The sequence below is a fragment of the Acinetobacter sp. YH12097 genome, from assembly GCF_013419225.1.
Taxonomy (GTDB): Bacteria; Pseudomonadota; Gammaproteobacteria; order Pseudomonadales; family Moraxellaceae; genus Acinetobacter; species Acinetobacter amyesii.
Genome location: NZ_VPAN01000026.1, coordinates 21708 through 45911 on the forward strand (window position 1 = coordinate 21708; position 24204 = coordinate 45911).

A 24204-nucleotide genomic window follows, 5' to 3' on the forward strand; every position below is an offset into this window, starting at 1 on the left:
GGAGAAATTATGAAAAATAAAGCTTTGAAACTCACCACCCTCAGTATGTTGATGATCGGCGCTAGCCAATTCGTTCAAGCCGAAGATTCAATACGGAGTACTTTGCCAAAGTTCCAAGCCAAAGAAATACCTGCGCTGTGTGATGCCAAAATTCAGCAAGTGAAAACATATTTAGCGGCATTTGAGCAAAAAAAGATAAAAAATAATGCAAAAGCAGCACCTGTTTTGGCGGAGTGGGATCAAATTTTTGCCAAATTTGAAGATTTTTATGGACCAATCGGACTATATAGCAACGTCGATCCTGATGAGGCTTTACGTAAGGCTGCGGAAGATTGTGAAATTAAAATTATGGAGTTTCAAACTTCGGTTTATCAAAATCCAAAACTTTATGAGCAAATTAAAAAACTCAAAACCAATGACGAAATTGATAAAAAAATGCGTCAAGACATCTTGGATGGTTTTGAAAATACAGGGGTGCAATTTACACCTGAAAAACGTGCACGTTTGAAAGCTATCTTTGATGAATTGGCAAAAATTGAACAAGAATATGCGCGTAATGTACGAGATAATAAAGAAAAACTGGAGTTTACACCGGCGGAGTTGAAAGGCTTGCCAGACAGCTATATTTCGGGCTTAAAGAAAAATGAAAAGGGCAATTATTTGCTCGGTTTTGAATACCCAGAATACCGTCCATTTATGGAACTAGCAGAAAGTGATGATGCGCGTAAGCGTTACCAAACTGCATTCACGCGTCGTGGTACTGAGAAAAACTTAGTATTGTTAAAGCAAGCAATGGATTTACGTTATGAAATTGCGCAGCTCTTTGGCAAAAAAAGCTATGCCGAATGGGTGTTGCAACACCGTATGGCAAAAGACCCTGAAACAGTGAATAAGTTCTTAGCCGATGTTCATCAAACGGTGGCACCTTTAGAGAAAAAAGAAGTTGAGACTTTACGTGAGTTCAAAGCGAAAAGCCTGAAAATTCCACTCGAAAAAGCTGAAATCAATCGCTGGAGTGAGAGTTATTGGAGTGAAAAACTTCGCAAAGAAAAGTATCAAATCGATCAAGAAAAATTGCGTGACTATTTCCCAACCCAAGCATCTCAAGAATGGATTTTTGCCATTTCATCTGACCTTTATGGTATTGAATTTAAGCCTGCGAAAGTTGATGTTTGGCAGTCAGAAGTTGAATATTATGATGTAAAAGATAAAAAGACCGGTGAGCTGCTTGGTGGTTTATATATCGATAAATACCCACGTGAAGGGAAGTACGGTCATGCAGCTGTTTGGGGCGTAAAAGGTGGTAGTACCTTGACTAAGCGTAAACCGATTTCTGCTTTAGTGACCAACTTTAACCGTAAAGGTTTAAATAGTGATGAACTTGAAACCTTTGTTCATGAGTTTGGTCATGCTTTACACGGTATTTTGTCCAATACACGCTATGCATCTCAATCGGGGACTTCAGTAGAGCGCGACTTTGTAGAAGCGCCTTCACAAATGTATGAAGAGTGGGCACGTCGTAAAGAAACTTTATCTACGCTTGCAAATTACTGTAATCCAGCGTGTCCACCTGTAGATGATGCCCTGATTAATAAATTAAAAGCAGTTCATAGCTATGGACGTGGTTTACATTATGCACGTCAAGCCTTGTATGCAAAATATGATATGGCACTTCACTCATCAGATGCTTTGAGTGTTAAACCTTTAGATGTTTGGAAGAAAATGGAAGGCGAGACAGCTTTAGGCTATGTCTCAAGTACTGAATTCCCAGGACAATTCAACCATATCATGGGCGGTTATCAAGTTGGCTATTATGGCTATATGTGGTCTGAAGTGATGGCACTCGATATGTTGTCTGCTTTCGGAGATAACCTAAATAACCCTGAAGTGGGACAACGCTACCGCAAAACGATCTTGTCGCAAGGTGGTCAATATGAAGCAGAAAAATTGGTGCATGATTTCTTAGGTCGTAAACCTGATAACAAAGCTTTCTTTGATGAAATTACTGGACAACGAGTGAAGTAAGGACAACTTTATGCTGGCATATATCATACGGCGTATATGGCAGATGATCCCAACGATGTTGGGGGTTGTTCTGCTCATATTCTTCTTATTTAACTGGGTAGGTGGGGACCCTGCATATATTCTAGCAGGCAAAATGTCGAACCCAGAGCAAATTGAAAACATCCGTCAACAGTTGGGGGTTGATCAACCCTATTATGTACAATTGTGGATTTTCATTAAGCAGATTTTAACTTTTGATTATGGAATGAGTTGGAGTACAGGTGAGTCGGTGTCAGATATTATTTTGACCCGTCTAGGACCGTCACTGACGATTTTAATTCCTTTAACTATTTTGCAAACGATCATTTCAATTGGTTTGGCACTTGCTGTGGCTTCAGTTCGTGGCACATTAACCGATCGTATGATTATGATGCTTTGTACGATTGGTATGTCGATCAGTATTTTGGTTTACATTATTGTTTTCCAATACGTATTTGCATATCAGTTGAGTTGGTTTCCGGTTCAAGGCTGGAGTGATCACTTTAGCGAAAACTTATTTAAATACGGTTTACTGCCTATATTAATTATGTTGGTGGTGAGTATTGCGCCAACTTTGCGCTTATACCGCAGTTTTGTATTGGATGAAGTCAATCAAGACTATGTTCGAACTGCGCGCGCAAAAGGTGTGGGTGAAAGCCGTATTTTAGGTGTACATGTACTGCGTAACGCCTCAATTCCAATTATTACCGATGTCATGTCGAGTCTACCGGCACTGCTGATAGGCGCTTTCCTGATTGAACGATTCTTTGGTATTCCGGGTATTGGTCGTGAAGTCATTATTGCTGTTGAACGCAGTGACTTCCCTGTCATTAAGGCGATTACAGTCTACGTTGCAGCGGCTACAATGATTTTTAACTTAATCGCGGATTTGATTTATAAACTTGTCGATCCTCGCGTTCAGTTGAAGTAGGTGGCCTATGCTAGGAATATTCAATAAGACCAAAGCAACGGCATCAACACCTGCATCGACTGGCTTGTGGAAGTTGGCGATGCGACGCCTAAAGGCCGATAAATTAGCGATGGTGTCGTTGTTCGTTGTACTGTGCTATTTCGTGGTGTTGCTATTGTCGATGACAGGCATGGTTGCATCCAATTGGAATAAAGAAGTGGCTGTTAGTTATGCACCTCCAAGTTTTATTGGGGCGGAACTCAATGAAACAGCCAAAACCAAAGCATCAGCAGAAGATATGGCATTGCCTGAAAATCCTGTTGATCCTTTAAAAGATGTAATTGCTGAACTGAATGCAGAGATTGCGACTGAGCAAGGTGGTGCCAATGCAATTGACTACTATGGCGTTGTCGATCCACTAGCAGAAGATATGAAGGCGATTGATCAGCAATTGGGTGGTCATTTGTTAGATCAACAAAGTGAGCTAAAACAAACTTTACCATTTGGTGCGGATAAATGGGGGCAGGATGTCCTGCAAAAAACCATTAAGGGTGCTGAAACATCTATTATTGTTGGCGTGGTAGCTGCATTACTTGCTGTCGTGATTGGGACAATTTTAGGGGCAATTTCTGGCTACTTCGGTGGTTGGGTTGATGATATTTTAAACTGGTTCTATAACATTTTTACCTCGATTCCGTATTTGCTCTTGGTTCTTGCGATTGCTGCTGTACTACAACAAAAGGGGATCTTGTCAATTGTCCTCATTCTAGGACTTACTGGGTGGACGGGGGTATATCGTCTGATTCGTGCAGAGTATATGAAGCATACTTCGCGTGAATATGTGCTTGCTGCCAAAGCGATAGGGGTGAGTCATTTCCGACGTATCTTTGTGCATATCTTTCCGAACGTCAGTCATATTGCATTGGTGCAAATCTCGATTTTAGTGGTGGCCTTTATTAAGTCAGAAGTGATTTTGAGCTTCTTGGGATTTGGTGTTCCTGTTGGGGTTGTGTCATGGGGCAGTATGCTTAATGAAGCACAAAGTGAATTGATTTTAGGTAAATGGTGGCAACTTATCGCAGCATCTGTAGCGATGGCGGTTTTGGTTACGGCATTTTCAATGTTTACTGATGCATTGCGTGATGCATTAGATCCAAAATTGAAATAAGGAGGAGTAAAGGATGACGGAACAAAATCAAACTGTTAAACCAACGCTCCTCAGTGTTCAAAACCTGAAAGTGAGCTTTAAAGCTGAAGATAAAAGTTATATCGAAACGGTCAAAGGAATATCTTTTGACATTCCTGCCAATACAACTGTGGCGCTTGTGGGAGAATCTGGCAGTGGCAAGTCGGTGACCTCGTTGGCAACCATGGGGCTGTTGCCACGTGATCAAAGCCGTATAGATACGAGCAGTAAAATAGTTTTTGAAGGGCGGGATTTACTGAGTCTGTCACCAAGAGAAATGCGCAATATCTGCGGTAAAGATATTGCGATGATTTTTCAGGAACCGATGTCGTCACTCAATCCTGTCTTTACGGTGGGTGATCAAATTGCAGAAGTATTACGACTTCATCTAGGTATGGGACGTAAGCAGGCAAGAGCACGGACTTTGGAATTATTGAAGGAAGTGGGTATTCCTTCTCCTGAAACGAAAATTGATGCCTATCCTAGCCAAATGTCAGGTGGTCAACAGCAACGTGTCATGATTGCTATGGCGATTGCATGTGAGCCGAAGTTATTGATTGCCGATGAGCCAACCACGGCACTTGATGTGACGATTCAAAAGCAAATTTTAGATTTACTTGAAGCCTTGCAAAAGAAACGTGAGATGTCGATGCTATTCATTACGCATGATTTAGCATTGGTAAGCGAAATTGCCGATCAGGTGATTGTCATGCGTCATGGAGAAATCCGTGAACAAGGCTTGGTCAATGAAGTGCTGGATCATCCTAAAGATATCTACACTCGAGCTTTGCTTAAGTGTCGTCCACAGATGTCAGAGCGTCCTTATAAATTACCGATGATCAGTGATTTTATGCGTCAAAATGGTGATGAGCTGATTGAGGATGTGCATTTATCTGAGGAAACCCGTAGACAACGAACGCGTGGTCTTACGGGTAACGAACAGATTATTTTAGATGTCAAAGACCTGAAAAAATCTTTTTATAGCCGCAAGGGTTTATTTGGTAAGGATGAATATCAGGCGGTCAAAGGTGTCTCGTTTCAACTGGCGAAAGGTAAAACGCTCGGGTTGGTTGGAGAATCTGGCTCAGGTAAAACCACAATCGGCCTTTTACTGATGCGTCTACAGGAAGCGACAGGTGGTCAGGCGCTGTTTGAAGGTCATGATATTTTGGCGATGAGCGAAAAAGAATTTACCCAATATCAGCGCAAAATACAGATCATTTTCCAAAACCCATATGCTTCACTTAATCCACGTTTTACTGTGGGTCAAATTCTGATGGAGCCGATGCAAGTGCATCAGATTGGGAAGGATGATGCAGAACGAGAGCAAATGGCGTTTGATTTACTTGAACGTGTCAGTTTGCCTGCACAAGCATTTTATCGCTATCCACATGAGTTTTCTGGTGGTCAGCGTCAACGTATTGCCATTGCACGATGCTTGACCTTAAAGCCAGAAATTTTGATCTGTGATGAGTCTGTCTCTGCATTAGATGTTTCGGTTCAAGCCCAAGTTCTGAATTTATTGCAAGACTTACAAGATGAGTTTGGTTTGAGCTATATCTTTATTTCACATGATTTATCTGTAGTGAAATATATTTCTGACCAAATCATGGTGATGAACCATGGTGATATCGTTGAAATTGCAAACTCGGATGAGTTGTATAGATCGCCGCAGCATGAATATACCAAGCGTTTGCTGAGTGCGATTCCACAAACCACTGAACAATTTGCTTAGTAATCATAAAAAAAACCGCTCAAATGAGCGGTTTTTTTATACTTAAGAAATTAAAATTTCTTAAAGCCTTTGTTGTTTCCGCTAAATGCGCGACTTGGCACAGAGTCATTACGACGCTCACGATTGCCAAAATTGTCGTTACGACGTTCACGGTTACCGAAGTTTTCACTGTTGCGATCATTACGGTTATTGTTGAACCCTTCGTTGCGACGCTCTGAACGGTTAAATCCATTGCCTTGGAAAACACCTTCAGTACGACCAGTACGACGTTCGCCACGGTTGTCTTGATAACCATTGCTTTGTTGTGGCTGGTTTTCGTCACTGTCACGACGTTGTTGGCGTAAGTAACCACCACGACGTGCTGCCATTGGTTTATCTTGCATACGTTCAGTACGACGTTTCGCCATACCAAACAGGCCAGTACCTTGACGTGGTTTAAGCTCAACGGACTTGGTTAAGTTGTCGATATCTTGTTTATCTAGCTCGATCCAGCGACCAGTACGTAGTTCGCGTGGCAGAATTACTGAACCATAACGTGTACGTAAAAGACGGCTCACTTTTAAGCCTTGAGATTCGAAAATACGACGAACTTCGCGGTTACGACCTTCTTTTACGACCACTTGATACCAACGGTTAATACCGTCACCACCAATTTCAGAGAATGACTCAAATTTTGCAGGGCCATCATCTAAAACAACGCCTTGTAACATGTTGTTTTTTAACTGAGGAGTGACTTCACCCATGACACGAACGGCATATTCACGTTCGATTTCGCTAGAAGGGTGCATTAAACGGTTCGCCAGTTCACCATCATTTGTGAACAGCAATAGACCTGTAGAGTTGATATCTAGACGACCTACCATTACCCAGCGATCACCGGTAATTTGAGGTAATTGTTCAAATACCGTTGGACGGTTTTCAGGGTCATTGCGTGAACAAATTTCGCCTTCTGGTTTATAGTAAATCAACACACGGCGACGAATTTCGTCTTCAATTTGGAACTGAACTTTACGACCATCGATGCGAAGCTCATCACCCGGTTCAATACGTTCACCCACTTGGGCAACTTGCCCATTTACGCTCACACGACCAGCGGCAATGACTTCTTCCATATAACGGCGAGAACCCAAACCAACGCGTGCGAGCACCTTTTGCAATTTTTCACTCATGACAGCATAACCTTAGAAATTATCATCAACAGTTCACCTATTTATGACTTCGGTGCATTCGCATCGAGGGCCATAAAAGCTTCCTTGGCATCCTGCAGGGGAGGCAATTGGCCCAAAGAGGTTAGACCAAAAGCATTTAAAAATTGAGGCGTTGTAACTAACAACGCGGGTCGTCCTGGGAGTTCACGAAAACCAGATTCTTTAATCCAGTTCCAGTCAAATAACGTACGTAAAATTTGACTATTGTTGGTCACCCCACGGATTTGCTCAATATCTGCGCGGGTTACCGGTTGATGGTAAGCAATGACAGAAAGAGTTTCGAGCAAGGATGGCGATAAACGAGTTGGTCGTTCAGGCCAGGTCTGTGCAATAATATTACGATATTTTGCACGTACTTGAAAACGGAAACCTTGAGCGGTTTCAACAAGTTCAATTGATCTGCCGTGTTGCAGCATTGAAAGTTGCTGCAAATATTGGCGTAATTCAGTTTTACTGAAACGGTCTTGGAAAGCCTCTTTTAAACGGGCAATACTCACTGCCGCTTCACTGGCAAAAATAATGGCTTCAAGCTGCATCAAAATTTCATGCAGATTATCTTCTGAAGTCACCGCAGTCATTTGTTTAAGTTCAGTGTTCATGCACGTGCTCCCTGAATTGCAAGCGGTGCTTCTACACCTGATGCGACAATTTGAACTTTTTGTTGGCGTGTCAGTTCCAACACGGCCATAAATGTCACGACAACACCCATGCGGCCTTGGCTTGGTTTGAGTAAGTCCGCAAAGTCTAATACTTCACCTGACTCAAGCTTAGTTTCAATATAAGCAATACGTTCTTCGAGTAAGACAGGCTCTTGCAAAATTTGGTGGGTAACTGGTTCTGGTCGATTAAAAACACAGAGTATGGCATCACGAAGTAATTGAATGTCATAGCCATCATTGGTTTCGACAATAGTTCCTAAACTGACATTGGTATCGAAAGTATCTCGATCCAATACCGACATTTGACCTAATCTTTCCGCAGCTTGTTTGATGCGCAAATAGGTTTCTAAACGGTCAATCAATTCTTGTTTAGGATCTTGTTCATGTGCTGCGGTCGATTTAGGTTTTGGCAATAATAGACGCGATTTTAAATCGGCCAATAGGGCTGCCATCACCATATAGTCTGCGGTTAATTCAATATCTAGAGATTTCATTGCATCCATATAGGACAAATATTGGGATGCAATCGGGGCAATATCGACTTGTAATAAGTCGAAGCCATTTTTTTGAATCAGGTAAATCAGAAAGTCGAGTGGTCCTTCGAAATGCTCTAATAGAATTTCAAATGCAGCGGGTGGAATGTACAAATCTTCTGGAATAGCTTCTTGCCACTCATCCAAAACACGAATGTGTGGAGCATCTTCCATAGAATTATGGACAGTTTGGTTCATTGCAATTATAGGCCACGCGAATTTTCAAAGGCATGCAGACAGCTTTCGCTTCGATCTCACATCGAAAGTAAAAGCACAAAAGTTATAGGGAATAGTGTAATGGAAAAATGCGTTTAAAGAAATTACTGAACGGTTGAATTGGGTAAAAAACTTAAAATTTATAGGGAATAGGCTTTATTTATACACATGTAAAATTTTAAAGCTGTGATATCGATCACATCTTGTGTTAATTGTAAAAAATACACTCATCAATCCATGAACTCATTTAAGCTGTGATATCTGGATGATGGGCGTCCAGCATGAAATGATTTGAATGAATTGACTAAAAGTATATTTGCTATGCCACAACAATATAATCAATGGGGTCAGGCCGTAGGGATGACGTTGGCGCAGTTTGAACTATGCCAGTTCAGATGTAAAACCGAAGTCGGGCACTCTGTTCGACTTATTCCAATGCTGCCAGATCAGCTTGATGATAGTCTTTTACAGCGGCTATGGCAGACAGTACAACAAGAACCTGATGAACGCTGTTGGACGTATTTGCCTTATTCTCAAATTCAAAGCATGCAGCAATTGCGTGATTATTTTCAGCAATCCTTTCATTTTACCGGTTCGATGCATTATGTCATTGAGGTCGGTGATGCCATTGTAGGATGGGTTGGTTTGCTCAATGTACGCCCAGCACATGCTGTCATCGAAATTGGCAATGTCTATTTTTCAAGTTTAATGAAGCAATCAACCGCAGCAACAGAAACCATTTATCTATTGTTAAAAGCGTGCTTTGCAGCAGGTTATCGACGGGTGGAGTGGAAGTGTGATGACTTGAACACGCCTTCGAAAAATGCTGCTTTGCGTTTTGGCTTTCAATTTGAAGGGTTGTTTCGTCAACATGTGATTGTGAAAGGTCGTAATCGTAATACCGCTTGGTTTGCGATGTTGGATCAGGATTGGCCAATGTTGTCTCAAGCTTATGCAGCATGGCTCGATACAAATAATTTTGATGAGCAAGGGCAACAAAAAATTCATTTAAAAGAATTTATGCAGCTTTATAGCGCTTGAGGAAAAGCGCACTATCAAGGTTTTGAGCCTGTTGGTAAGACTCTCTGCTCAAGTGCAAATTCGATGATGAGTTGGCACTGCGCTTGCGAGCAGAGATTTTGATTAGCTTTACGTTTAAACAGTGATTTGACCGTTGATGCATGCAGAAAATAACGAAAAACCTGCGGCGGTGTTGTCGCTATTGGTGAAATTAAATTTTTATCTATTGCCCTTAGTTGAGCCGTGGATTCTAAAGTCCAAGGCTCAGTGGCATATATAGCAAAATGATTGAGACTGCTTTGCTCGGAGACACTGAGGTCTGTCGCATTTTGCAGCTTGAGTAACATTTGAAATAAAGTCATCAGGTCGATTCCTTTATCGAAAGGTGCTTTAACCGCGTTTTGAGCAGAGGACTTTTACATGCTGTGCCTCTGATCGGTAACAGCATGTATTTAACAGTACATGCTATTCAAAGGCACTGACATCACCGACACCACGGCGAATCACTTCAGGGTATTCACCTGCAAGGTTTACAACGCTAGTGGTATTTAAAGTACCTAAACCGCCATCAATTAATACATCTATTCGTTTGCCGATTTGCAGTTCAATTTCGTAAGGATCATCAATCGGTTCTTTTTGACCCGGTAAAATTAAGGTCGATGTTAATAAAGGCTCACCCAATTCTTTGAGTAATAATTGGCAAATCGGGTTGCTCGGAATACGCAGTCCAATGGTTTTCTTTTTAGGATGCATTAAACGGCGAGGAACTTCACTGGTCGCAGGCAAAATAAAGGTAGTGACAGCAGGGGTGTTATTTTTCAATAAACGATACATGGCATTGTCGACTTTGGCATACGTGGCAATGTCAGATAAATCTGCACAAATAATCGCATATTGATGTTTAGCATCGAGCTGACGAATTTGGGCAATGCGTTCCATGGCATTTTTGTTCCCAATCTGGCAACCGATGGCATAGGCGGCATCTGTAGGATAAACCACCACATCGCCGGCACGAATCCGTTCAACGGCTTGCGTAATTAAACGGGGTTGAGGATTTTCCGGATGTATTCTTAAATGCAACATGTCGTTTTCCTCTTATTATTAAAAGCTCTAGACATTATGTCGCGGTCTATTTGCTTTGTGCAATGTGAAATGCAGTCAAATTGTATAATTTAATCAAGCATTTCACGTTGAAATTCATTCGCCTGTAACATTTTGCCAGCACGTGTACAGTGACAAATGCATTGGATAAAGCGCCAAGCATCGCGTGGAAGTTTGGCTTCGCCCTTAAAATAAGCCTGTAATTGTGCATAGACATTATCTTTAAAGCTGCTGCCATCACCACCTTCACCAGTGAGGTTATCAAGTGAGACACGAAACTTACGCCCAAATGCTTTGGCAAATAACCATTCGATCGCTTGGGGCTTAATTTCTACCTGTTCAAAGAGGGCTTGTTGCTCTTTACTACGACCATCAGGTGCATACCAATAGCCTAAATCGGGAAGTAAACGACGTTGATCACCAGCAATAGTCCAATGACTAATTTCATGCAAGGCGCTATTGAAATAACCATGAGCAAATTGAATACGGGCAGGGCCGTTTGAATCAGCAGGAAAGTATTCGGGCTCAAAGTCACCTTTCACTAAGCTCACATTCAGGTGGGAAAACCAATGATTAAAGTGTAAGATGAGCCATTCGACGTGTTCTGTTTCTGTGGAAAGTTTCTCCCAAGCCGAGAGTTGCACTTGGTCGGTTGAAATGTCAGAATCAAGCGTTGAAATTGTGCTCATAAGTGATGAAACATTCACTTCTGTTTGCGGCTGCAACAGATGCATAACTTAAGTTACCCAAATGGTCTGTCTAAATAAGTACAAAATTGTATCTTAATCTTTGACAGAGTACTGATGAATTTGTAGAATTGCCGCCTTAATTATGTCAGCAAATACCTTTCCGGCACAGATTGAGCCGTTTAAATGGGCTGAACAGGGCTTTAAATGGTCAGGAACACTGCCATTATCTCGCTTTGTTCGTATTGCTCGTGAAGCTGTTGGATCAATTGATGATCAATTGATTAACATAGACTGTAAGCTATCAATGGATGCTTATCATCGCATTGTATGGCTAGATGGTCATGTTGAAACAAATGTTCCAATGGAATGCCAGCGTTGTCTGGATACTGTTGAGATTCCACTTGTTTTAAGTTTTCATCTAGCTCTTGTAGATGACGAGTCACTGATAGAGCGCTTGGATGAGGATGCTGATTTCATCGTTTTAGGTGAAAGTGAAGCAACAACCAAAGGTTCATATGATGCACCTGCGACTGCTGATTTACTCTCACTGATAGAGGATGAATTGTTATTGTTGATGCCTTTGTCACCTAAGCACGACGCTTGTGAACATAAGCATCAACCTGCCGCTGAAGAGCTTGTTGAAGAAAAACGGGACAACCCGTTTGATGTTTTGGCAGGTTTGAAGGGTAAACTTAACTAATTTTTGTGTTATACTCTTGAGTATAAGACAATCGAATTTGTTCTGATCCATTTTTTCGATCTTTGTAAGGAGCCATCATGGCCGTTCAGCAAAACCGTAAAAGTCGCTCTCGCCGTGACATGCGCCGTTCACATGACGCTTTAACCGAGAATGCATTAACTGTAGACCAAGCTACTGGCGAGACTCACCGTCGTCACCACGTATCTAAAGATGGTATCTACCGTGGTCGTCAATTATTCGCTAAAGCATCTGCTGAATAATTGGTGATGTATTAAGCGTCAAGCTTAGTAGAAAAAATGGGAGCGTTAAGCTCCCTTTTTTTGTACCGATTTTTTGTTGCATTTGGCAATTACCAAGACAAAAATTAAGTGTTAAATTTCCGTCCCTGAAACAAGCTTACATGGGATTGTGTTGAATAAATGTCCAAATAGCATAAATTCACCAGTCTTGATAAAGGATTTTTTTATGTCTGCTAAACAACTCGAGCAAGCAGCTCAAGCTACTAAAACTGCATTCGTGTTCCCAGGTCAAGGGTCACAGAAAGTCGGCATGCTCGCTGAACTTGCAGAACAGTTTAGTAGTGTGCAAGCAACATTTGCAGAAGCATCAGAAGCAGTTGGCTTTGATCTTTGGCAGATTGCGCAAAGTGGTGAAGGGTTAAACCAAACAGAATTTACTCAACCTGTACTACTGACGGCCAGTATTGCTTTATGGCGTGTGTGGTTGGAGTTAGGTGGTGTTGCACCGAAATACCTTGCAGGTCACTCATTAGGTGAATACAGCGCCTTGGTTGCTGCAGGTGCGATGAGCCTAGGTGATGCCGTTAAACTGGTGAACCTACGTGGTCAGTTAATGCAAAGTGCTGTACCTGAAGGTCAAGGTGCAATGGCGGCAATTTTGGGTCTAGATGATGCCAAAGTCATTGAACTTTGTGCTCAAGCAGAAGGCCAAGGTTCAGTAGATGCTGCAAACTACAATGCACAAGGTCAAGTTGTCATTGCGGGCGATAAAGCCATGGTTGAAGCGGTTATGGCTGCTGCTAAAGAAAATGGCGGTAAGGCAATCGCACTTCCGGTTTCTGTGCCATCGCATTGTGCATTGATGAAACCTGCTGCTGAACAGTTTGCGACAGCATTGGAACAAACTGCCATTGAGCTGCCTACTATACCTGTAATACAAAATGTAGGCGCTGAAATCGCGACTGATGTAGCGCAATTACGTCAGGCGTTAACTGCACAGTTATACCAATCTGTACAGTGGACAAAGACCATGCAGTATTTGCAAGACCAAGGTATTCAGTACATTGCTGAATGTGGTCCGGGTAATGTCCTTGCGAATCTCGCAAAACGTTTGCCAAATATTGAAAAAGCATTCCCACTCGACACGAAAGGTCGTATGGAAGATGCACTGAATGCCATTTTAGTGGCAGAAGGGAAAATTGCATGACACAAGAACGCAAAGTTGCTTTAGTAACAGGTGCGAGCCGAGGGATTGGAGCAGCAATTGCTCAGCAATTGATTCAAGACGGTTATTTTGTTGTAGGTACTGCAACTTCAGAAGCGGGTGCGGAAAAATTATCTGCAGCTTTTGCTGAAAAAGGTGCGGGTAGAGTTTTAGATGTACGTGATGCAACTGCAATTGATGCATTGGTATCAGACATTGAGCAAAACTTTGGTTCTGTATTGGTTTTGGTGAACAATGCGGGTATTACCAAAGATAATTTGTTACTTCGTATGTCAGAAGATGATTGGGATGACATTCTCAACATTCATTTGAAAGCCGTTTATCGACTTTCTAAACGTGTTTTAAAGGGCATGACCAAAGCACGTTTTGGACGAATTATTAATATTAGTTCTGTGGTTGCACATTTTGCTAACCCAGGACAAGCAAACTATTCTGCTGCAAAAGCAGGGATTGAGGCCTTTGGTCGCAGCCTTGCAAAAGAGATGGGAAGCCGCCAAATCACTGTAAATGCAGTGGCTCCGGGCTTTATTGCAACAGAAATGACAGAACAGTTAAGCGAAGAAATTCGTAAAAAGATGAGTGATCAAGTGGTTTTAAACCGTTTAGGTGAGCCGCAAGATATCGCAAATGCCGTAAGTTTTCTTGCTTCTGAAAAGGCAAGTTACATTACCGGAACTGTATTACATGTAAATGGTGGTTTATACATGAGCTAAGCGCTCAAGTATAAACTTTCAAAACGATTTAGATTCAATTAAACTAACGGCATTAAAAACGCCACAAGCAATGAGGAGAATTCCTGTGAGCGATATCGAACAACGCGTAAAACAAGCAGTAGCTGAACAACTTGGTCTTAAAGCAGACGAGATCAAAAACGAAGCTTCTTTCATGGATGACTTAGGTGCAGATTCTCTAGACCTAGTTGAATTAGTTATGTCTTTCGAAAACGATTTCGACATCACTATTCCTGATGAAGATTCAAACGAAATCACTACTGTACAATCTGCAATTGACTATGTTTCTAAGAAACTAGGTTAATTTTAGATTTCAGCGATGCTGATTTAAAAAGCCACCATTCGGTGGCTTTTTTTATGCTGAATATTTTGTTTTTACATTAGCTTACGTTTCTGTCACCAACAACAACTCAAAAGCGGTTATTTTTTAGCTATAAAAATAGAGTTTGAACAATAGTTAAATTATTTAAAACAGTAAAAACAACGGAGAAAAACATGGGTCTTTTTGATTTTGTAAAAGGAATTGGTAAAAAAAATACAGCGCCTGCAGAACCTCAGGCAGCGCCAGCAACACCTTCTGAACCATCTGCACAAGAAATTGCCAATAAGTTATTGGGTCATATCAAAGCACTGGGCTTACCTGTAACTGGCTTGTCTGTGAGTTATAACGGGACTTCAGATCTAGCAACAGTGAAAGGTCAGGTGCAAAGCCAAGCAGATCGTGAAAAGATTATCTTGGCGGTAGGGAATATTGATCATGTGGCGCAAGTGGATGATCAGTTGACTGTAGCAACGCCAGAACCAGAAAGTAAATTTTATACAGTTAAATCAGGCGATAATCTTTCTAAGATTTCTAAAGAATTTTATGGTGATGCAAATCAATACAATAAAATTTTTGAAGCAAACCGCCCTTTGCTAAAAAATGCCGATGACATTTTCCCAGGTCAGGTGCTTCGTATTCCTGCATAAATATTTGTGTTTAAAGTAAAAAAAGCCATCTTGTGATGGCTTTTTTTTGTATGCGTGAATGGTGAAGTTGAATATAATGCGGCTGAAATAATTCAAAATAAGAAATCAATGAAACAAAAAATCATCTTTATTTTCTTGCTGTTGCTTGCAGTTGTTGTGTGTTTTTGTCTTTGGCTGCGGTGGGATGAGCGTATTGATCCTCGGGTGCTCAAGTGGCAGCAGTCTGAAATTTCTTATCATTCAAATTACACACAAGAGCCGTATTTTAACTTGCTTGGGCTGAATGCCGCAGATCGGTTTTCGGCATTGAATGTTGGGCGCTATCGTTATCATCAAGATTGGGCATTTAGTTTGTTGGGGCAAGAGCATCAGAATGTATTGGGCCAGCCATTGAATGCGAAGCTAACACGTGAAAAGTGGTCAGAAGAACAGACGAATTTAGTTGCGGAGTTTCAGCAATTGCTGGTCGATGATCCTAAGGCAGCTAGCGCATTTGTTGTTGAGCATCATCAGGTGCTCGGTGCGCTGATACAGCAAGAAAAGGTGCCGTTGCAGCGCTTTAACACATGGTTGCAGCATGCAGACCAATACCGCAGTTTAAGTATGCCGAGCAATTCCGCATATCCAGACTTTAAGTATTTAAATCAGTTGGCGATCCTTTATCAGATCAATATTGCGTTAAATAAAGAGGATAAGCTGGATGCATATATGGCTGAATATCAAAGATTGCAGCAGATGCTTGAGCGCCCGATCTCATTGGTTGAAAGGATGCTGATTCAAAGCTGGCTGGCACGTTATGTTCGAATTATACGTAATGAGCAATTAAAGACTGGACAAGTTGTTTATTTAGAGCCTTTAAGTGCCAGTCAGTTAAGTTTGCGCTCAGCAGCGCAATTGGAAGCCTATGGCGTATATGCGGTGTTGAAGCAGGTGCAGCAATTATCGGACTGGAATACCTCGTTGATGTATTGGTTGTATTTGCCAAATCAAACTGCAAATCAATTGTTTAAGCAATATGAAGAGGCGGCACAGCTATCTGAGCTTTCTTATGATTCGTTTAGGATGCAGGCTGGTCAAAAACAGGGACAGTATTCATCTTGGCATATCAAAAACTATTTGGGCAATACTTTGTCCAATATAGAGGGGGTGCCTTGGGAGCGCTATGTGCTTGCAGGGCACATTTTGAATGATCGAATTATGATTTTTAATTTGTTGAATCAGGGTGCGACTGATTTAACGCAGTTGAATCAAAATAGCCACGGCCGACGTTTCTTTAAGAAGGAGGGTATGCTGTGTGCTGAGGTGCCGTATCCGCGTGAGCAATTTAGAGCACACAATTGGAATATTTTAGATAGCTGTGTGCAGTTGTAGTTTTTGTATATAAACATTTTGGTATAGAAATAAAAAAGCCCCAATGAGTAGGGGCTTTTTTACAGTCGTTTAGAAGCTTGGCTTCACTACAACTAAAATGACAACCGCAAATAAAATCAAAGTGGGCATTTCATTAAAATAACGCCAGAATTTATGCGACTTATAATGTGCATTTTCGATAAGCTTTTTACGGTAATAACCACAAACAAAATGATAAATCACCAATAGTCCAACTAATCCAACTTTTAGGTAGAACCAAAGCGCTTCATGGTAGTGTCGAGTTGCATCACCCCAATCGACGAGGAAGTGCGCCGTGATCAGTGTAGCAATCATTGCGGGCCACATAATGCCGCGGTATAGCTTGCGTTCCATGATTTGAAAGCGCTGATGACTCGTAGCATCATCACTCATGGCATGGTAGACATAAAGGCGAGGGAGATAAAATAGCGCTGCGAACCAGCAAACAACTGCGATGATATGTAATGCTTTGACCCAGAGGAAAGCATCTGATGGAGCATCCATATATTGACCCTTAAAAGGGCGGTGGGTGTGTGCTTTGGCACCGAAGCGCCAAAGCAGCAAACTTTATATTAAGCTTCCCATTTTTTGAAAACGAGGCAAGCGTTTACACCGCCAAAACCAAAACTGTTACTCATCACAGTATTCAATTTTGCATCACGTTTTTCAAGTACGATATCAAAAGGTTTTGCACCTTCGTCAAGTTCAGTCACGTTGATGTTTGGTGCAATAAAGTCATTTTGCATCATCAAAATAGAGTAAATCGCTTCTTGTACACCTGCAGCACCCAGGCTGTGACCAGTCATCGACTTGGTCGAGCTGAGTGGAGGAACTTGTCCTTCACCGAAAGCACGTTCCATTGCTTTAAGTTCAGTGACATCACCTGCCGGAGTAGATGTGCCGTGTGTATTTACATAGTCAATTTTGTCTACGCCGTGTTGTTTTGCTTCTTCAAGCGCCATCAGGACACAACGAGTAGCACCTTCACCTGATGGTGCAACCATGTCTGCGCCATCTGAGTTTGCTGCATAGCCGACAACTTCAGCCAAAATGTTTGCGCCACGTGCTTGAGCATGTTCAAGAGATTCTAGTACAACGAAGCCACCACCACCTGCGATCACGAAACCGTCACGGTCAGCAGAGTAAGGGCGTGAAGCAGTCTCTGGGGTGTCATTATATTTTGAACAAAGTGCACCCATTGCATCAAATAAAAGACTTTGTGACCAATGGTCTTCTTCACCACCACCGGCAAGCATTAAGTCTTGTTTGCCCAATTGAATCAGGTTGTATGCATAACCAATGGCATCTGCAGATGTTGCACATGCGCTAGTAATCGTATGTGCAATACCTTGCATTTTAAATGCCACGCCCACGTTTGCAGTAATGGTGTTGGTCATGTTACGAGGTACAAAGAATGGACCAACTTTACGTGCACCTTTGGTGTCTAGAAGTTCTTTCATTTCAACAACAGATGCAGTTGAACCACCACCTGAACCACCCGCAATACCGTAGCGTGGATTACCGCCAATTTGTTCTGCTGTTAAGCCTGCATTTTCTACCGCAGCCAAAGCTGAGTTGTATGCATACATTGCGCATACGCCCATAAAGCGTTTTAAGCGACGGTCAATACCGTCAAAGTTTTGTTCTGCAGCTGCACTGACATGACTTTTGAAATTAAGTTCAGCATAACTTGGGTTGAAACGTGTTCCAGAAATCCCGTTTTGCAAAGAATGAGTGACATCTTCTAATGTATTACCAATGCATGAGTTGATGCCCATACCAGTGATTACAACACGTTTCATCTACAGATCCTTTATAGGTAGTGTGTGAGCAAGCTATTGAAAGTATACGAAGGAAACTTTCTAAATAGACGAACTCATATAATTTGATTGGAATAATGATAGCAGAAAGCTTTTTGAATTCTTATGGCAAATCCTATGCCTATTTTTGACTGAGCTAATTTGCAACGATGCAGCAAAAAACTTAACTTAAAGATACATATTCAAGTTGTGATAAAGTTTGACTACACCTAGTATTTATCAAGAATTTCAAGAATAGTCTGAATGGGGTAGGGAATGGCGAAAACGAATAATAAACCAACGGCTGGTCTGCTCTCAAACGCCTTTGGAGTGGCTAAAAAGCTCAGTTCTACAGGGGTGTCTATTATCAATCATGTTGCACCCGAATCTGTAACTAAGGTCATTCAACCACAAAAAAATGGTCAAACCTTGGAAGGTCAGTCACGTCAGACGAGCGTATTTGATGTGAAAAAATATGATAATCCACAGCAAATCCTGCGTGAACACGTTCCGAATGTTTCTAGACAATTATTCGGTCGACATTTTAATACCGTAAATAATGTAGCCAATTTTGTTGCCCCTCAATTTAGCGACAAGATTTCGGACTATCTTTTTGATCGATTGAATCATTTTAGTTCGGATATTTCATCTGTAGATGCAGTGCTTGATGAAGCTGGGGTGCGTGATTTAGAAGAGTTGACACAAGATGTCGATCGTTCGCGTCGCATTAGTCAGGCCTTGGGTGAGCAAAATAAATGGATTGCTTCAATTCAAGGGGCTTTAACAGGTGCGACAGGTGTCATCGGTTCAAGTATAGATATCCCTGCGTCACTGATTATGACTTTGCGAGTGATTTATCAAGTTGGACGTTCTTATGGTTTCGACTTAAGTAAAGAAAGTGACCAAGATATCGTGCAGTTTATTTTTAAACAGGTCGACCTGAGTTTAATTGCAGAAAAACAAACCTTGCTTATGGCGATTAAAGCCCTGAGTAGCACGCTGCAGAATAGTGATTTGCATCAGTTGCAGCAATTGGTGGGTTCAGACACCGATGCAGCAGCATTGAAAAAATATGTACTGGATGAAAATGGTCGGTTCAAGTGGGCATGGCTCAATCAAATGCCAAAAGTTTCACTGTTCAACCAGCTATCACGCTTATCTCCTGTGGCGAGTGCTGGTGTAAGTGTGGTGTATAGTCGCCGTTTGGTGGATGAAGTGAATCAGAAGGCACAGCAAGTCTTTTCTAATGCGCGCCAATATATTTTGCAGCATCAAGATATCACCTTGTCACCTTTACATGCCTATGAGCGCTCTCTTGAGTTACTTGCTCAAGCGACACCTAAATTACTAGAAGGTATTAAGGCGAAAGATATCGATTTGGCTGAACCAGTATTGGATCAGACCATAGATGTTGCAGGTCACGAGAGTATCCGCGCAGTAAAAGTCACTAAAAAAGCACAAGCTAAAACCGCTGATGCAGGCGAAGTGGCGGTAGCGCAGGAACAAAAAGTCTCAGAAGGTTTGGAGGCACTCGCAGAAAAAGTTGTTGAGCCTCATGCACCCGTGGCTGCGCAAAAACCTGCTTTAGCTGAAACGGATGAGTTTGATGTGTTGGAAGCTGTACAGGATGATGATGTCCCTGTGGCGAAAGCTGCACCCAAAGCTAAGCCGCGTAAAGCCAAAACAGCAGCCGTAGATAAAGTTACAAAAAAATCAGCAGATTCTTCTGAAAAATAACCTATTTATTTGTGGGTGAAAATTTGCGCAACTCACGATGAATAAATGTTTTCGATGATCGTATATTGTTGACCAATTTTAAGTCTTCGCTTACAATTGCATGCCCTCAAAAAGTAGTATTTTTTGGGGCTTTTTATTAACGGGAGAATTGCCAAATGGCAACAACAAATCAGTTGATCCGTAAGGGTCGTACAACTTTAGTTGAAAAATCTAAAGTTCCTGCGTTGAAGGCTTGTCCACAACGTCGTGGTGTTTGTACACGTGTTTACACAACTACACCTAAAAAACCTAACTCAGCAATGCGTAAAGTTTGCCGTGTTCGCTTAACTTCAGGTTTCGAAGTTTCTAGCTACATCGGTGGTGAAGGCCATAACCTACAAGAGCACAGTGTTGTTCTTATCCGTGGTGGTCGTGTTAAAGATTTACCAGGTGTACGTTACCATACCGTTCGTGGTTCTTTAGACTGTGCTGGTGTTAAAGATCGTAACCAGTCTCGTTCTAAATACGGTGCTAAACGTCCTAAGAAATAATCTGAAAAGATTGGCTTCTTAGTTCGTTAGAACTGCAATCCTTTATCGTCTCGCTTGTCTGATTTCTGCATTTTTTGTGAAAATTCCAAGCGACGTATAGTAAGGCCAGCGAAAGCACATGACACTTTGTGCACCTGCTGGAATAACCTGAAGTGTCATATTTATTAGGTGTATTAAAATGCCAAGACGTCGCGTAGTTGCTGCCCGTGAAATCCTTCCGGATCCTAAGTTCAGCAGCCAAACAATCGCTAAATTCATGAACCACGTAATGCAAGATGGTAAAAAATCTATTGCTGAAAGTATCGTTTACGGTGCTTTAGACCGCGTTCAAGAAAAATCTAAAGTAGACCCAGTTGAATTTTTCGAGACTACTCTTGAAAAAGTTCGTCCTATGGTCGAAGTAAAAGCACGCCGTGTTGGTGGTGCTACATACCAAGTTCCTATGGAAGTACGCCCATCCCGTCGTACTGCCTTGGCTATGCGTTGGTTAGTAGATGCTGCTGCTAAGCGTTCTGAAAAAACTATGGCTTTACGTCTTGCTGGCGAGTTGCTTGATGCAGCTGAAGGTAAAGGCGCAGCGATCAAAAAACGTGAAGATGTGCATCGTATGGCTGAAGCCAACAAAGCCTTCTCTCACTACCGTTTCTAAGCGGATAAAACAGCCCCTATTCAGGAGGGTGGTTGAGCGGTTGTCACTGTTCTGTCATCGAATCGCTTTAAGTTGCTATGCAGCTTAAAGCGTCCTGTTTTAACAACAAAATTTAGGAATGCTAGAAATCATGGCTCGTAAAACCCCAATTTCTCAGTACCGTAACATTGGTATTTCAGCGCACATTGACGCTGGTAAAACTACAACTTCAGAACGTATTTTGTTCTACACAGGTGTATCTCACAAAATCGGTGAAGTACACGACGGTGCAGCAACAATGGACTGGATGGAGCAAGAGCAAGAACGTGGTATTACCATTACTTCTGCTGCGACAACTACATTCTGGTCTGGCATGAGCCAACAGTTTAAAGAACACCGCATCAACGTAATTGACACCCCGGGACACGTTGACTTCACAGTTGAAGTTGAACGTTCTATGCGTGTTCTTGATGGTGCGTGCATGGTTTACTGTGCTGTAGGTGGTGTACAACCTCAGTCAGAAACTGTATGGCGTCAAGCAAACAAATATAAAGTGCCTCGTTTAGCATTCGTGAACAAGATGGACCGTACAGGTGCAAACTTCTTCCGTGTTGTTGAACAAATGAAAACACGTCTTGGTGCGCACCCTGTACCAGTTGTGATTCCAGTTGGCGCTGAAGATAACTTCCAAGGTGTTGTTGACTTAATCGAAATGAAGTCAATCATCTGGGACGAAGCTTCTCAAGGTATGAAATTTGAATACGGCGACATTCCAGCTGATCTAGTTGAAACAGCTCAAGAATGGCGCACTAACCTTGTGGAAGCAGCTGCTGAAGCTTCTGAAGAGTTAATGGACAAATACCTAGAAGAAGGTGATCTTTCTAAAGAAGACATCGTTGCTGGTATCCGTGCTCAAACTTTGGCTTGCGAAATCCAGCCAATGCTTTGTGGTTCAGCGTTCAAAAACAAAGGTGTTCAACGTATGTTGGATGCTGTAATTGAATTCTTACCTGCGCCGACTGACGTTGAAGCGATCAAGGGTATCCTTGACGACAAAGACGAAACTGAAGGCTCACGTGAATCTTCTGACGAAGCTCCGTTCTCTGCGCTTGCGTTCAAAATCATGAACGACAAATTCGTAGGTAACTTGACTTTCGTGCGTGTTTACTCAGGTGTTCTTAAGCAAGGTGACTCGGTTTATAACCCAGTTAAATCTAAGCGTGAACGTATCGGTCGTATCGTGCAAATGCACGCGAACGAACGTCAAGACGTTGAAGAAATCCGTGCTGGTGACATTGCTGCGTGTGTAGGTCTTAAAGACGTTACAACTGGTGATACACTTTGTGATGAAAAACACATCATCACTCTTGAACGTATGGAATTCCCAGAGCCAGTAATTGCGCTTGCGGTTGAACCTAAAACTAAAGCTGACCAAGAGAAAATGTCTATCGCTCTTGGCCGTTTAGCGAAAGAAGACCCTTCATTCCGCGTACGTACTGACGAAGAATCTGGTCAAACAATTATTTCTGGTATGGGTGAGCTTCACCTTGACATTATTGTTGACCGTATGAAACGTGAATTTAACGTTGAAGCGAACATTGGTAAACCAATGGTTGCTTACCGCGAAACAATCAAAAAGACTGTTGAGCAAGAAGGTAAATTCGTACGTCAAACTGGTGGTAAAGGTAAGTTCGGTCACGTATACGTACGTTTAGAACCGCTTGCTGAAGATGCTGGTAAAGAATACGAATTCGCTGAAGAAGTTGTAGGTGGTGTAGTACCTAAAGAATTCTTCGGTGCTGTAGACAAAGGTATCCAAGAACGTATGAAGAATGGTGTCCTAGCTGGTTACCCAGTTGTTGGCATCAAAGCTACATTGTTCGACGGTTCTTACCATGATGTCGATTCTGACGAATTATCGTTCAAAATGGCAGGTTCTTACGCATTCCGTGATGGTTTCATGAAAGCAGATCCTGTTCTTCTTGAGCCTATCATGAAAGTTGAAGTAGAAACTCCAGAAGACTACATGGGCGATATCATGGGTGACTTAAACCGTCGTCGTGGTATGGTTCAAGGTATGGACGATCTTCCTGGCGGTACTAAAGCAATTAAAGCTGAAGTTCCACTTGCTGAGATGTTTGGTTACGCGACTCAAATGCGTTCTATGTCTCAAGGTCGTGCGACTTATTCTATGGAATTCGCTAAATACGCTGAAACACCACGTAACGTGGCTGAAGGCATCATCGCTAAGTTCCAATCTGGCGGTAAAAAAGGTGACGACGAGTAATCTTTCGATTACTATAAGCCCAAACTAATTCATAGTTAAAAACCAAATGCTCATGCAGTATCCCTGCATGAGTAGTTTAAAAAGGAAGATCTCATGGCTAAGGCTAAGTTCGAACGTAATAAGCCACACGTTAACGTGGGTACAATTGGTCACGTCGACCACGGTAAAACTACTTTAACAGCTGCAATTGCAACTGTATGTGCAAAAAAATTCGGTGGTGAAGCGAAAGATTACGCTGCAATCGACTCTGCACCAGAAGAAAAAGCACGTGGTATTACAATTAATACTTCACACGTAGAATACGATTCTCCAATCCGTCACTACGCTCACGTAGACTGCCCAGGTCACGCCGATTATGTTAAAAACATGATTACTGGTGCTGCACAAATGGATGGTGCGATCCTTGTATGTGCTGCGACTGATGGTCCAATGCCACAAACTCGTGAACACATCCTTCTTTCTCGTCAGGTAGGTGTACCTTACATCGTTGTATTCTTAAACAAATGCGACCTTGTTGACGACGAAGAACTTCTTGAATTAGTAGAAATGGAAGTTCGTGAACTTCTTTCTACTTATGACTTCCCAGGCGACGACACTCCAGTAATCCGTGGTTCTGCTCTTGCTGCGCTTAACGGTGAAGCTGGTCAATACGGCGAAGATGCTGTAGTTG

25 protein-coding genes are annotated in these 24204 nt (G+C 42.0%); 17 read left to right on the forward strand and 8 right to left on the reverse strand.

Translation table 11 applies throughout. From position 1 onward, the window contains the following. Positions 1-9: 9 nt before the first annotated feature. Genes FTU37_RS11320 through FTU37_RS11335 form a run of 4 tightly spaced genes read left to right on the forward strand, consistent with a single transcriptional unit; the run spans position 10 to position 5874 of the window. On the forward strand, positions 10-2025 hold the full coding sequence (locus tag FTU37_RS11320) for a M3 family metallopeptidase (RefSeq protein ID WP_180124376.1): 2016 nt from the start codon (positions 10-12) through the stop codon (positions 2023-2025). 10 nt (positions 2026-2035) lie between these two features. After that, positions 2036-2974 carry an ABC transporter permease gene (locus tag FTU37_RS11325; protein WP_078190067.1) on the forward strand — a complete coding sequence of 313 codons (939 nt, stop codon included), beginning with the start codon at positions 2036-2038 and terminating at the stop codon, positions 2972-2974. Positions 2975-2981: 7 nt separating this feature from the next. Further along, a complete protein-coding gene (locus FTU37_RS11330; RefSeq protein ID WP_078194230.1) occupies positions 2982-4121 on the forward strand; it encodes an ABC transporter permease in 1140 nt (379 codons plus the stop codon). Between the two features lie 13 nt (positions 4122-4134). After that, positions 4135-5874 (forward strand): ABC transporter ATP-binding protein, encoded by a 1740-nt coding sequence (locus FTU37_RS11335; RefSeq protein ID WP_180026725.1) that lies wholly within the window; start codon positions 4135-4137, stop codon positions 5872-5874. Between the two features lie 50 nt (positions 5875-5924). Here the strand turns inward: FTU37_RS11335 and rluB are convergent, their stop codons facing one another. From rluB to FTU37_RS11350, 3 genes are read right to left on the reverse strand one after another with little or no spacing between them, the layout of a single operon-like run. Then, positions 5925-7043 carry a 23S rRNA pseudouridine(2605) synthase RluB gene (gene rluB / locus FTU37_RS11340; RefSeq protein ID WP_180005438.1) on the reverse strand — a complete coding sequence of 373 codons (1119 nt, stop codon included), beginning with the start codon at positions 7041-7043 and terminating at the stop codon, positions 5925-5927. 41 nt (positions 7044-7084) lie between these two features. Then, positions 7085-7681, reverse strand: a complete 597-nt coding sequence (gene scpB, locus FTU37_RS11345) for an SMC-Scp complex subunit ScpB (protein WP_168379583.1) — start codon at positions 7679-7681, stop codon at positions 7085-7087. Continuing rightward, positions 7678-8472 (reverse strand): ScpA family protein, encoded by a 795-nt coding sequence (locus FTU37_RS11350; RefSeq protein WP_078190062.1) that lies wholly within the window; start codon positions 8470-8472, stop codon positions 7678-7680. Before FTU37_RS11350 ends, scpB begins: the two co-directional genes overlap by 4 nt. A 339-nt stretch (positions 8473-8811) precedes the next feature. On the opposite strand from FTU37_RS11350, the gene FTU37_RS11355 reads away from it, so the two are divergent. After that, positions 8812-9531 carry a GNAT family N-acetyltransferase gene (locus FTU37_RS11355; protein WP_180124377.1) on the forward strand — a complete coding sequence of 240 codons (720 nt, stop codon included), beginning with the start codon at positions 8812-8814 and terminating at the stop codon, positions 9529-9531. Between the two features lie 14 nt (positions 9532-9545). Here FTU37_RS11355 and FTU37_RS11360 read toward each other — a convergent pair whose 3' ends face one another. The 3 genes from FTU37_RS11360 to FTU37_RS11370 form a co-directional block, all read right to left on the reverse strand. Continuing rightward, a complete protein-coding gene (locus tag FTU37_RS11360; RefSeq protein WP_180108966.1) occupies positions 9546-9872 on the reverse strand; it encodes a hypothetical protein in 327 nt (108 codons plus the stop codon). Positions 9873-9975: 103 nt separating this feature from the next. After that, positions 9976-10593, reverse strand: a complete 618-nt coding sequence (locus FTU37_RS11365; RefSeq protein WP_078190059.1) for an L-threonylcarbamoyladenylate synthase — start codon at positions 10591-10593, stop codon at positions 9976-9978. Between the two features lie 89 nt (positions 10594-10682). Continuing rightward, a complete protein-coding gene (locus FTU37_RS11370; RefSeq protein WP_180011969.1) occupies positions 10683-11345 on the reverse strand; it encodes an elongation factor P hydroxylase in 663 nt (220 codons plus the stop codon). Positions 11346-11442: 97 nt separating this feature from the next. Here FTU37_RS11370 and FTU37_RS11375 point away from each other — a divergent pair, with 97 nt between their 5' ends. The 7 genes from FTU37_RS11375 (at position 11443) to FTU37_RS11405 (ending at position 16535) form a co-directional block, all read left to right on the forward strand. After that, a complete protein-coding gene (locus FTU37_RS11375; RefSeq protein WP_078190057.1) occupies positions 11443-12000 on the forward strand; it encodes a DUF177 domain-containing protein in 558 nt (185 codons plus the stop codon). Positions 12001-12077: 77 nt separating this feature from the next. Continuing rightward, positions 12078-12260, forward strand: coding sequence for a 50S ribosomal protein L32 (gene rpmF, locus FTU37_RS11380; RefSeq protein ID WP_004279227.1), 183 nt, complete (start codon positions 12078-12080; stop codon positions 12258-12260). Between the two features lie 205 nt (positions 12261-12465). Then, entirely contained in the window at positions 12466-13446 is a 981-nt protein-coding gene (gene fabD, locus FTU37_RS11385) for an ACP S-malonyltransferase (RefSeq protein ID WP_180005433.1), read from the forward strand. Next, complete coding sequence (gene fabG / locus FTU37_RS11390; RefSeq protein WP_180124378.1) at positions 13443-14177, forward strand: 3-oxoacyl-ACP reductase FabG; 735 nt, start codon at positions 13443-13445, stop codon at positions 14175-14177. Before fabD ends, fabG begins: the two co-directional genes overlap by 4 nt. An 85-nt stretch (positions 14178-14262) precedes the next feature. Continuing rightward, a complete protein-coding gene (acpP, locus tag FTU37_RS11395; RefSeq protein ID WP_078190054.1) occupies positions 14263-14499 on the forward strand; it encodes an acyl carrier protein in 237 nt (78 codons plus the stop codon). Between the two features lie 191 nt (positions 14500-14690). Beyond that, positions 14691-15164 carry a peptidoglycan-binding protein LysM gene (gene lysM, locus FTU37_RS11400; protein ID WP_180008199.1) on the forward strand — a complete coding sequence of 158 codons (474 nt, stop codon included), beginning with the start codon at positions 14691-14693 and terminating at the stop codon, positions 15162-15164. Positions 15165-15272: 108 nt separating this feature from the next. Then, the gene (locus tag FTU37_RS11405) at positions 15273-16535 is read left to right on the forward strand and encodes a hypothetical protein (RefSeq protein WP_180124379.1); all 1263 of its coding nucleotides are present in this window, start codon (positions 15273-15275) and stop codon (positions 16533-16535) included. A gap of 69 nt (positions 16536-16604) precedes the next feature. Here FTU37_RS11405 and hemJ read toward each other — a convergent pair whose 3' ends face one another. Further along, a complete protein-coding gene (hemJ, locus tag FTU37_RS11410; RefSeq protein ID WP_180022661.1) occupies positions 16605-17057 on the reverse strand; it encodes a protoporphyrinogen oxidase HemJ in 453 nt (150 codons plus the stop codon). Between the two features lie 68 nt (positions 17058-17125). Then, positions 17126-18355, reverse strand: a complete 1230-nt coding sequence (locus FTU37_RS11415) for a beta-ketoacyl synthase N-terminal-like domain-containing protein (protein WP_078190050.1) — start codon at positions 18353-18355, stop codon at positions 17126-17128. A 273-nt stretch (positions 18356-18628) separates the two neighbouring features. Between FTU37_RS11415 and FTU37_RS11420 the strand changes: the two genes are divergently transcribed. From FTU37_RS11420 to FTU37_RS11440, 5 genes are all read left to right on the forward strand, one after another. Further along, positions 18629-20089, forward strand: coding sequence for an EcsC family protein (locus FTU37_RS11420; RefSeq protein ID WP_180124380.1), 1461 nt, complete (start codon positions 18629-18631; stop codon positions 20087-20089). 155 nt (positions 20090-20244) lie between these two features. Beyond that, a complete protein-coding gene (gene rpsL / locus FTU37_RS11425) occupies positions 20245-20619 on the forward strand; it encodes a 30S ribosomal protein S12 (RefSeq protein WP_000246374.1) in 375 nt (124 codons plus the stop codon). 178 nt (positions 20620-20797) lie between these two features. After that, a complete protein-coding gene (rpsG, locus tag FTU37_RS11430; RefSeq protein ID WP_005011815.1) occupies positions 20798-21268 on the forward strand; it encodes a 30S ribosomal protein S7 in 471 nt (156 codons plus the stop codon). A 130-nt stretch (positions 21269-21398) separates the two neighbouring features. Beyond that, entirely contained in the window at positions 21399-23534 is a 2136-nt protein-coding gene (gene fusA, locus FTU37_RS11435) for an elongation factor G (protein ID WP_168379594.1), read from the forward strand. Positions 23535-23627: 93 nt separating this feature from the next. Continuing rightward, positions 23628-24204, forward strand: a 577-nt coding sequence (locus FTU37_RS11440) for a GTP-binding protein (RefSeq protein ID WP_180124381.1), incomplete at its 3' end; no start/stop codon positions are given.

What these genes read in the sequence shown, in the direction of transcription:
- FTU37_RS11320 (WP_180124376.1), top strand. Translation starts at nt 10, where the DNA reads ATGAAAAATAAAGCTTTGAAACTCACCACCCTCAGTATGTTGATGATC.
- FTU37_RS11325 (WP_078190067.1), top strand. Translation starts at nt 2,036, where the DNA reads ATGCTGGCATATATCATACGGCGTATATGGCAGATGATCCCAACGATG.
- FTU37_RS11330 (WP_078194230.1), top strand. Translation starts at nt 2,982, where the DNA reads ATGCTAGGAATATTCAATAAGACCAAAGCAACGGCATCAACACCTGCA.
- FTU37_RS11335 (WP_180026725.1), top strand. Translation starts at nt 4,135, where the DNA reads ATGACGGAACAAAATCAAACTGTTAAACCAACGCTCCTCAGTGTTCAA.
- rluB (WP_180005438.1), bottom strand. Translation starts at nt 7,043, where the DNA reads ATGAGTGAAAAATTGCAAAAGGTGCTCGCACGCGTTGGTTTGGGTTCT.
- scpB (WP_168379583.1), bottom strand. Translation starts at nt 7,681, where the DNA reads ATGAACACTGAACTTAAACAAATGACTGCGGTGACTTCAGAAGATAAT.
- FTU37_RS11350 (WP_078190062.1), bottom strand. Translation starts at nt 8,472, where the DNA reads ATGAACCAAACTGTCCATAATTCTATGGAAGATGCTCCACACATTCGT.
- FTU37_RS11355 (WP_180124377.1), top strand. Translation starts at nt 8,812, where the DNA reads ATGCCACAACAATATAATCAATGGGGTCAGGCCGTAGGGATGACGTTG.
- FTU37_RS11360 (WP_180108966.1), bottom strand. Translation starts at nt 9,872, where the DNA reads ATGACTTTATTTCAAATGTTACTCAAGCTGCAAAATGCGACAGACCTC.
- FTU37_RS11365 (WP_078190059.1), bottom strand. Translation starts at nt 10,593, where the DNA reads ATGTTGCATTTAAGAATACATCCGGAAAATCCTCAACCCCGTTTAATT.
- FTU37_RS11370 (WP_180011969.1), bottom strand. Translation starts at nt 11,345, where the DNA reads ATGCATCTGTTGCAGCCGCAAACAGAAGTGAATGTTTCATCACTTATG.
- FTU37_RS11375 (WP_078190057.1), top strand. Translation starts at nt 11,443, where the DNA reads ATGTCAGCAAATACCTTTCCGGCACAGATTGAGCCGTTTAAATGGGCT.
- rpmF (WP_004279227.1), top strand. Translation starts at nt 12,078, where the DNA reads ATGGCCGTTCAGCAAAACCGTAAAAGTCGCTCTCGCCGTGACATGCGC.
- fabD (WP_180005433.1), top strand. Translation starts at nt 12,466, where the DNA reads ATGTCTGCTAAACAACTCGAGCAAGCAGCTCAAGCTACTAAAACTGCA.
- fabG (WP_180124378.1), top strand. Translation starts at nt 13,443, where the DNA reads ATGACACAAGAACGCAAAGTTGCTTTAGTAACAGGTGCGAGCCGAGGG.
- lysM (WP_180008199.1), top strand. Translation starts at nt 14,691, where the DNA reads ATGGGTCTTTTTGATTTTGTAAAAGGAATTGGTAAAAAAAATACAGCG.
- FTU37_RS11405 (WP_180124379.1), top strand. Translation starts at nt 15,273, where the DNA reads ATGAAACAAAAAATCATCTTTATTTTCTTGCTGTTGCTTGCAGTTGTT.
- hemJ (WP_180022661.1), bottom strand. Translation starts at nt 17,057, where the DNA reads ATGGATGCTCCATCAGATGCTTTCCTCTGGGTCAAAGCATTACATATC.
- FTU37_RS11415 (WP_078190050.1), bottom strand. Translation starts at nt 18,355, where the DNA reads ATGAAACGTGTTGTAATCACTGGTATGGGCATCAACTCATGCATTGGT.
- FTU37_RS11420 (WP_180124380.1), top strand. Translation starts at nt 18,629, where the DNA reads ATGGCGAAAACGAATAATAAACCAACGGCTGGTCTGCTCTCAAACGCC.
- rpsL (WP_000246374.1), top strand. Translation starts at nt 20,245, where the DNA reads ATGGCAACAACAAATCAGTTGATCCGTAAGGGTCGTACAACTTTAGTT.
- rpsG (WP_005011815.1), top strand. Translation starts at nt 20,798, where the DNA reads ATGCCAAGACGTCGCGTAGTTGCTGCCCGTGAAATCCTTCCGGATCCT.
- fusA (WP_168379594.1), top strand. Translation starts at nt 21,399, where the DNA reads ATGGCTCGTAAAACCCCAATTTCTCAGTACCGTAACATTGGTATTTCA.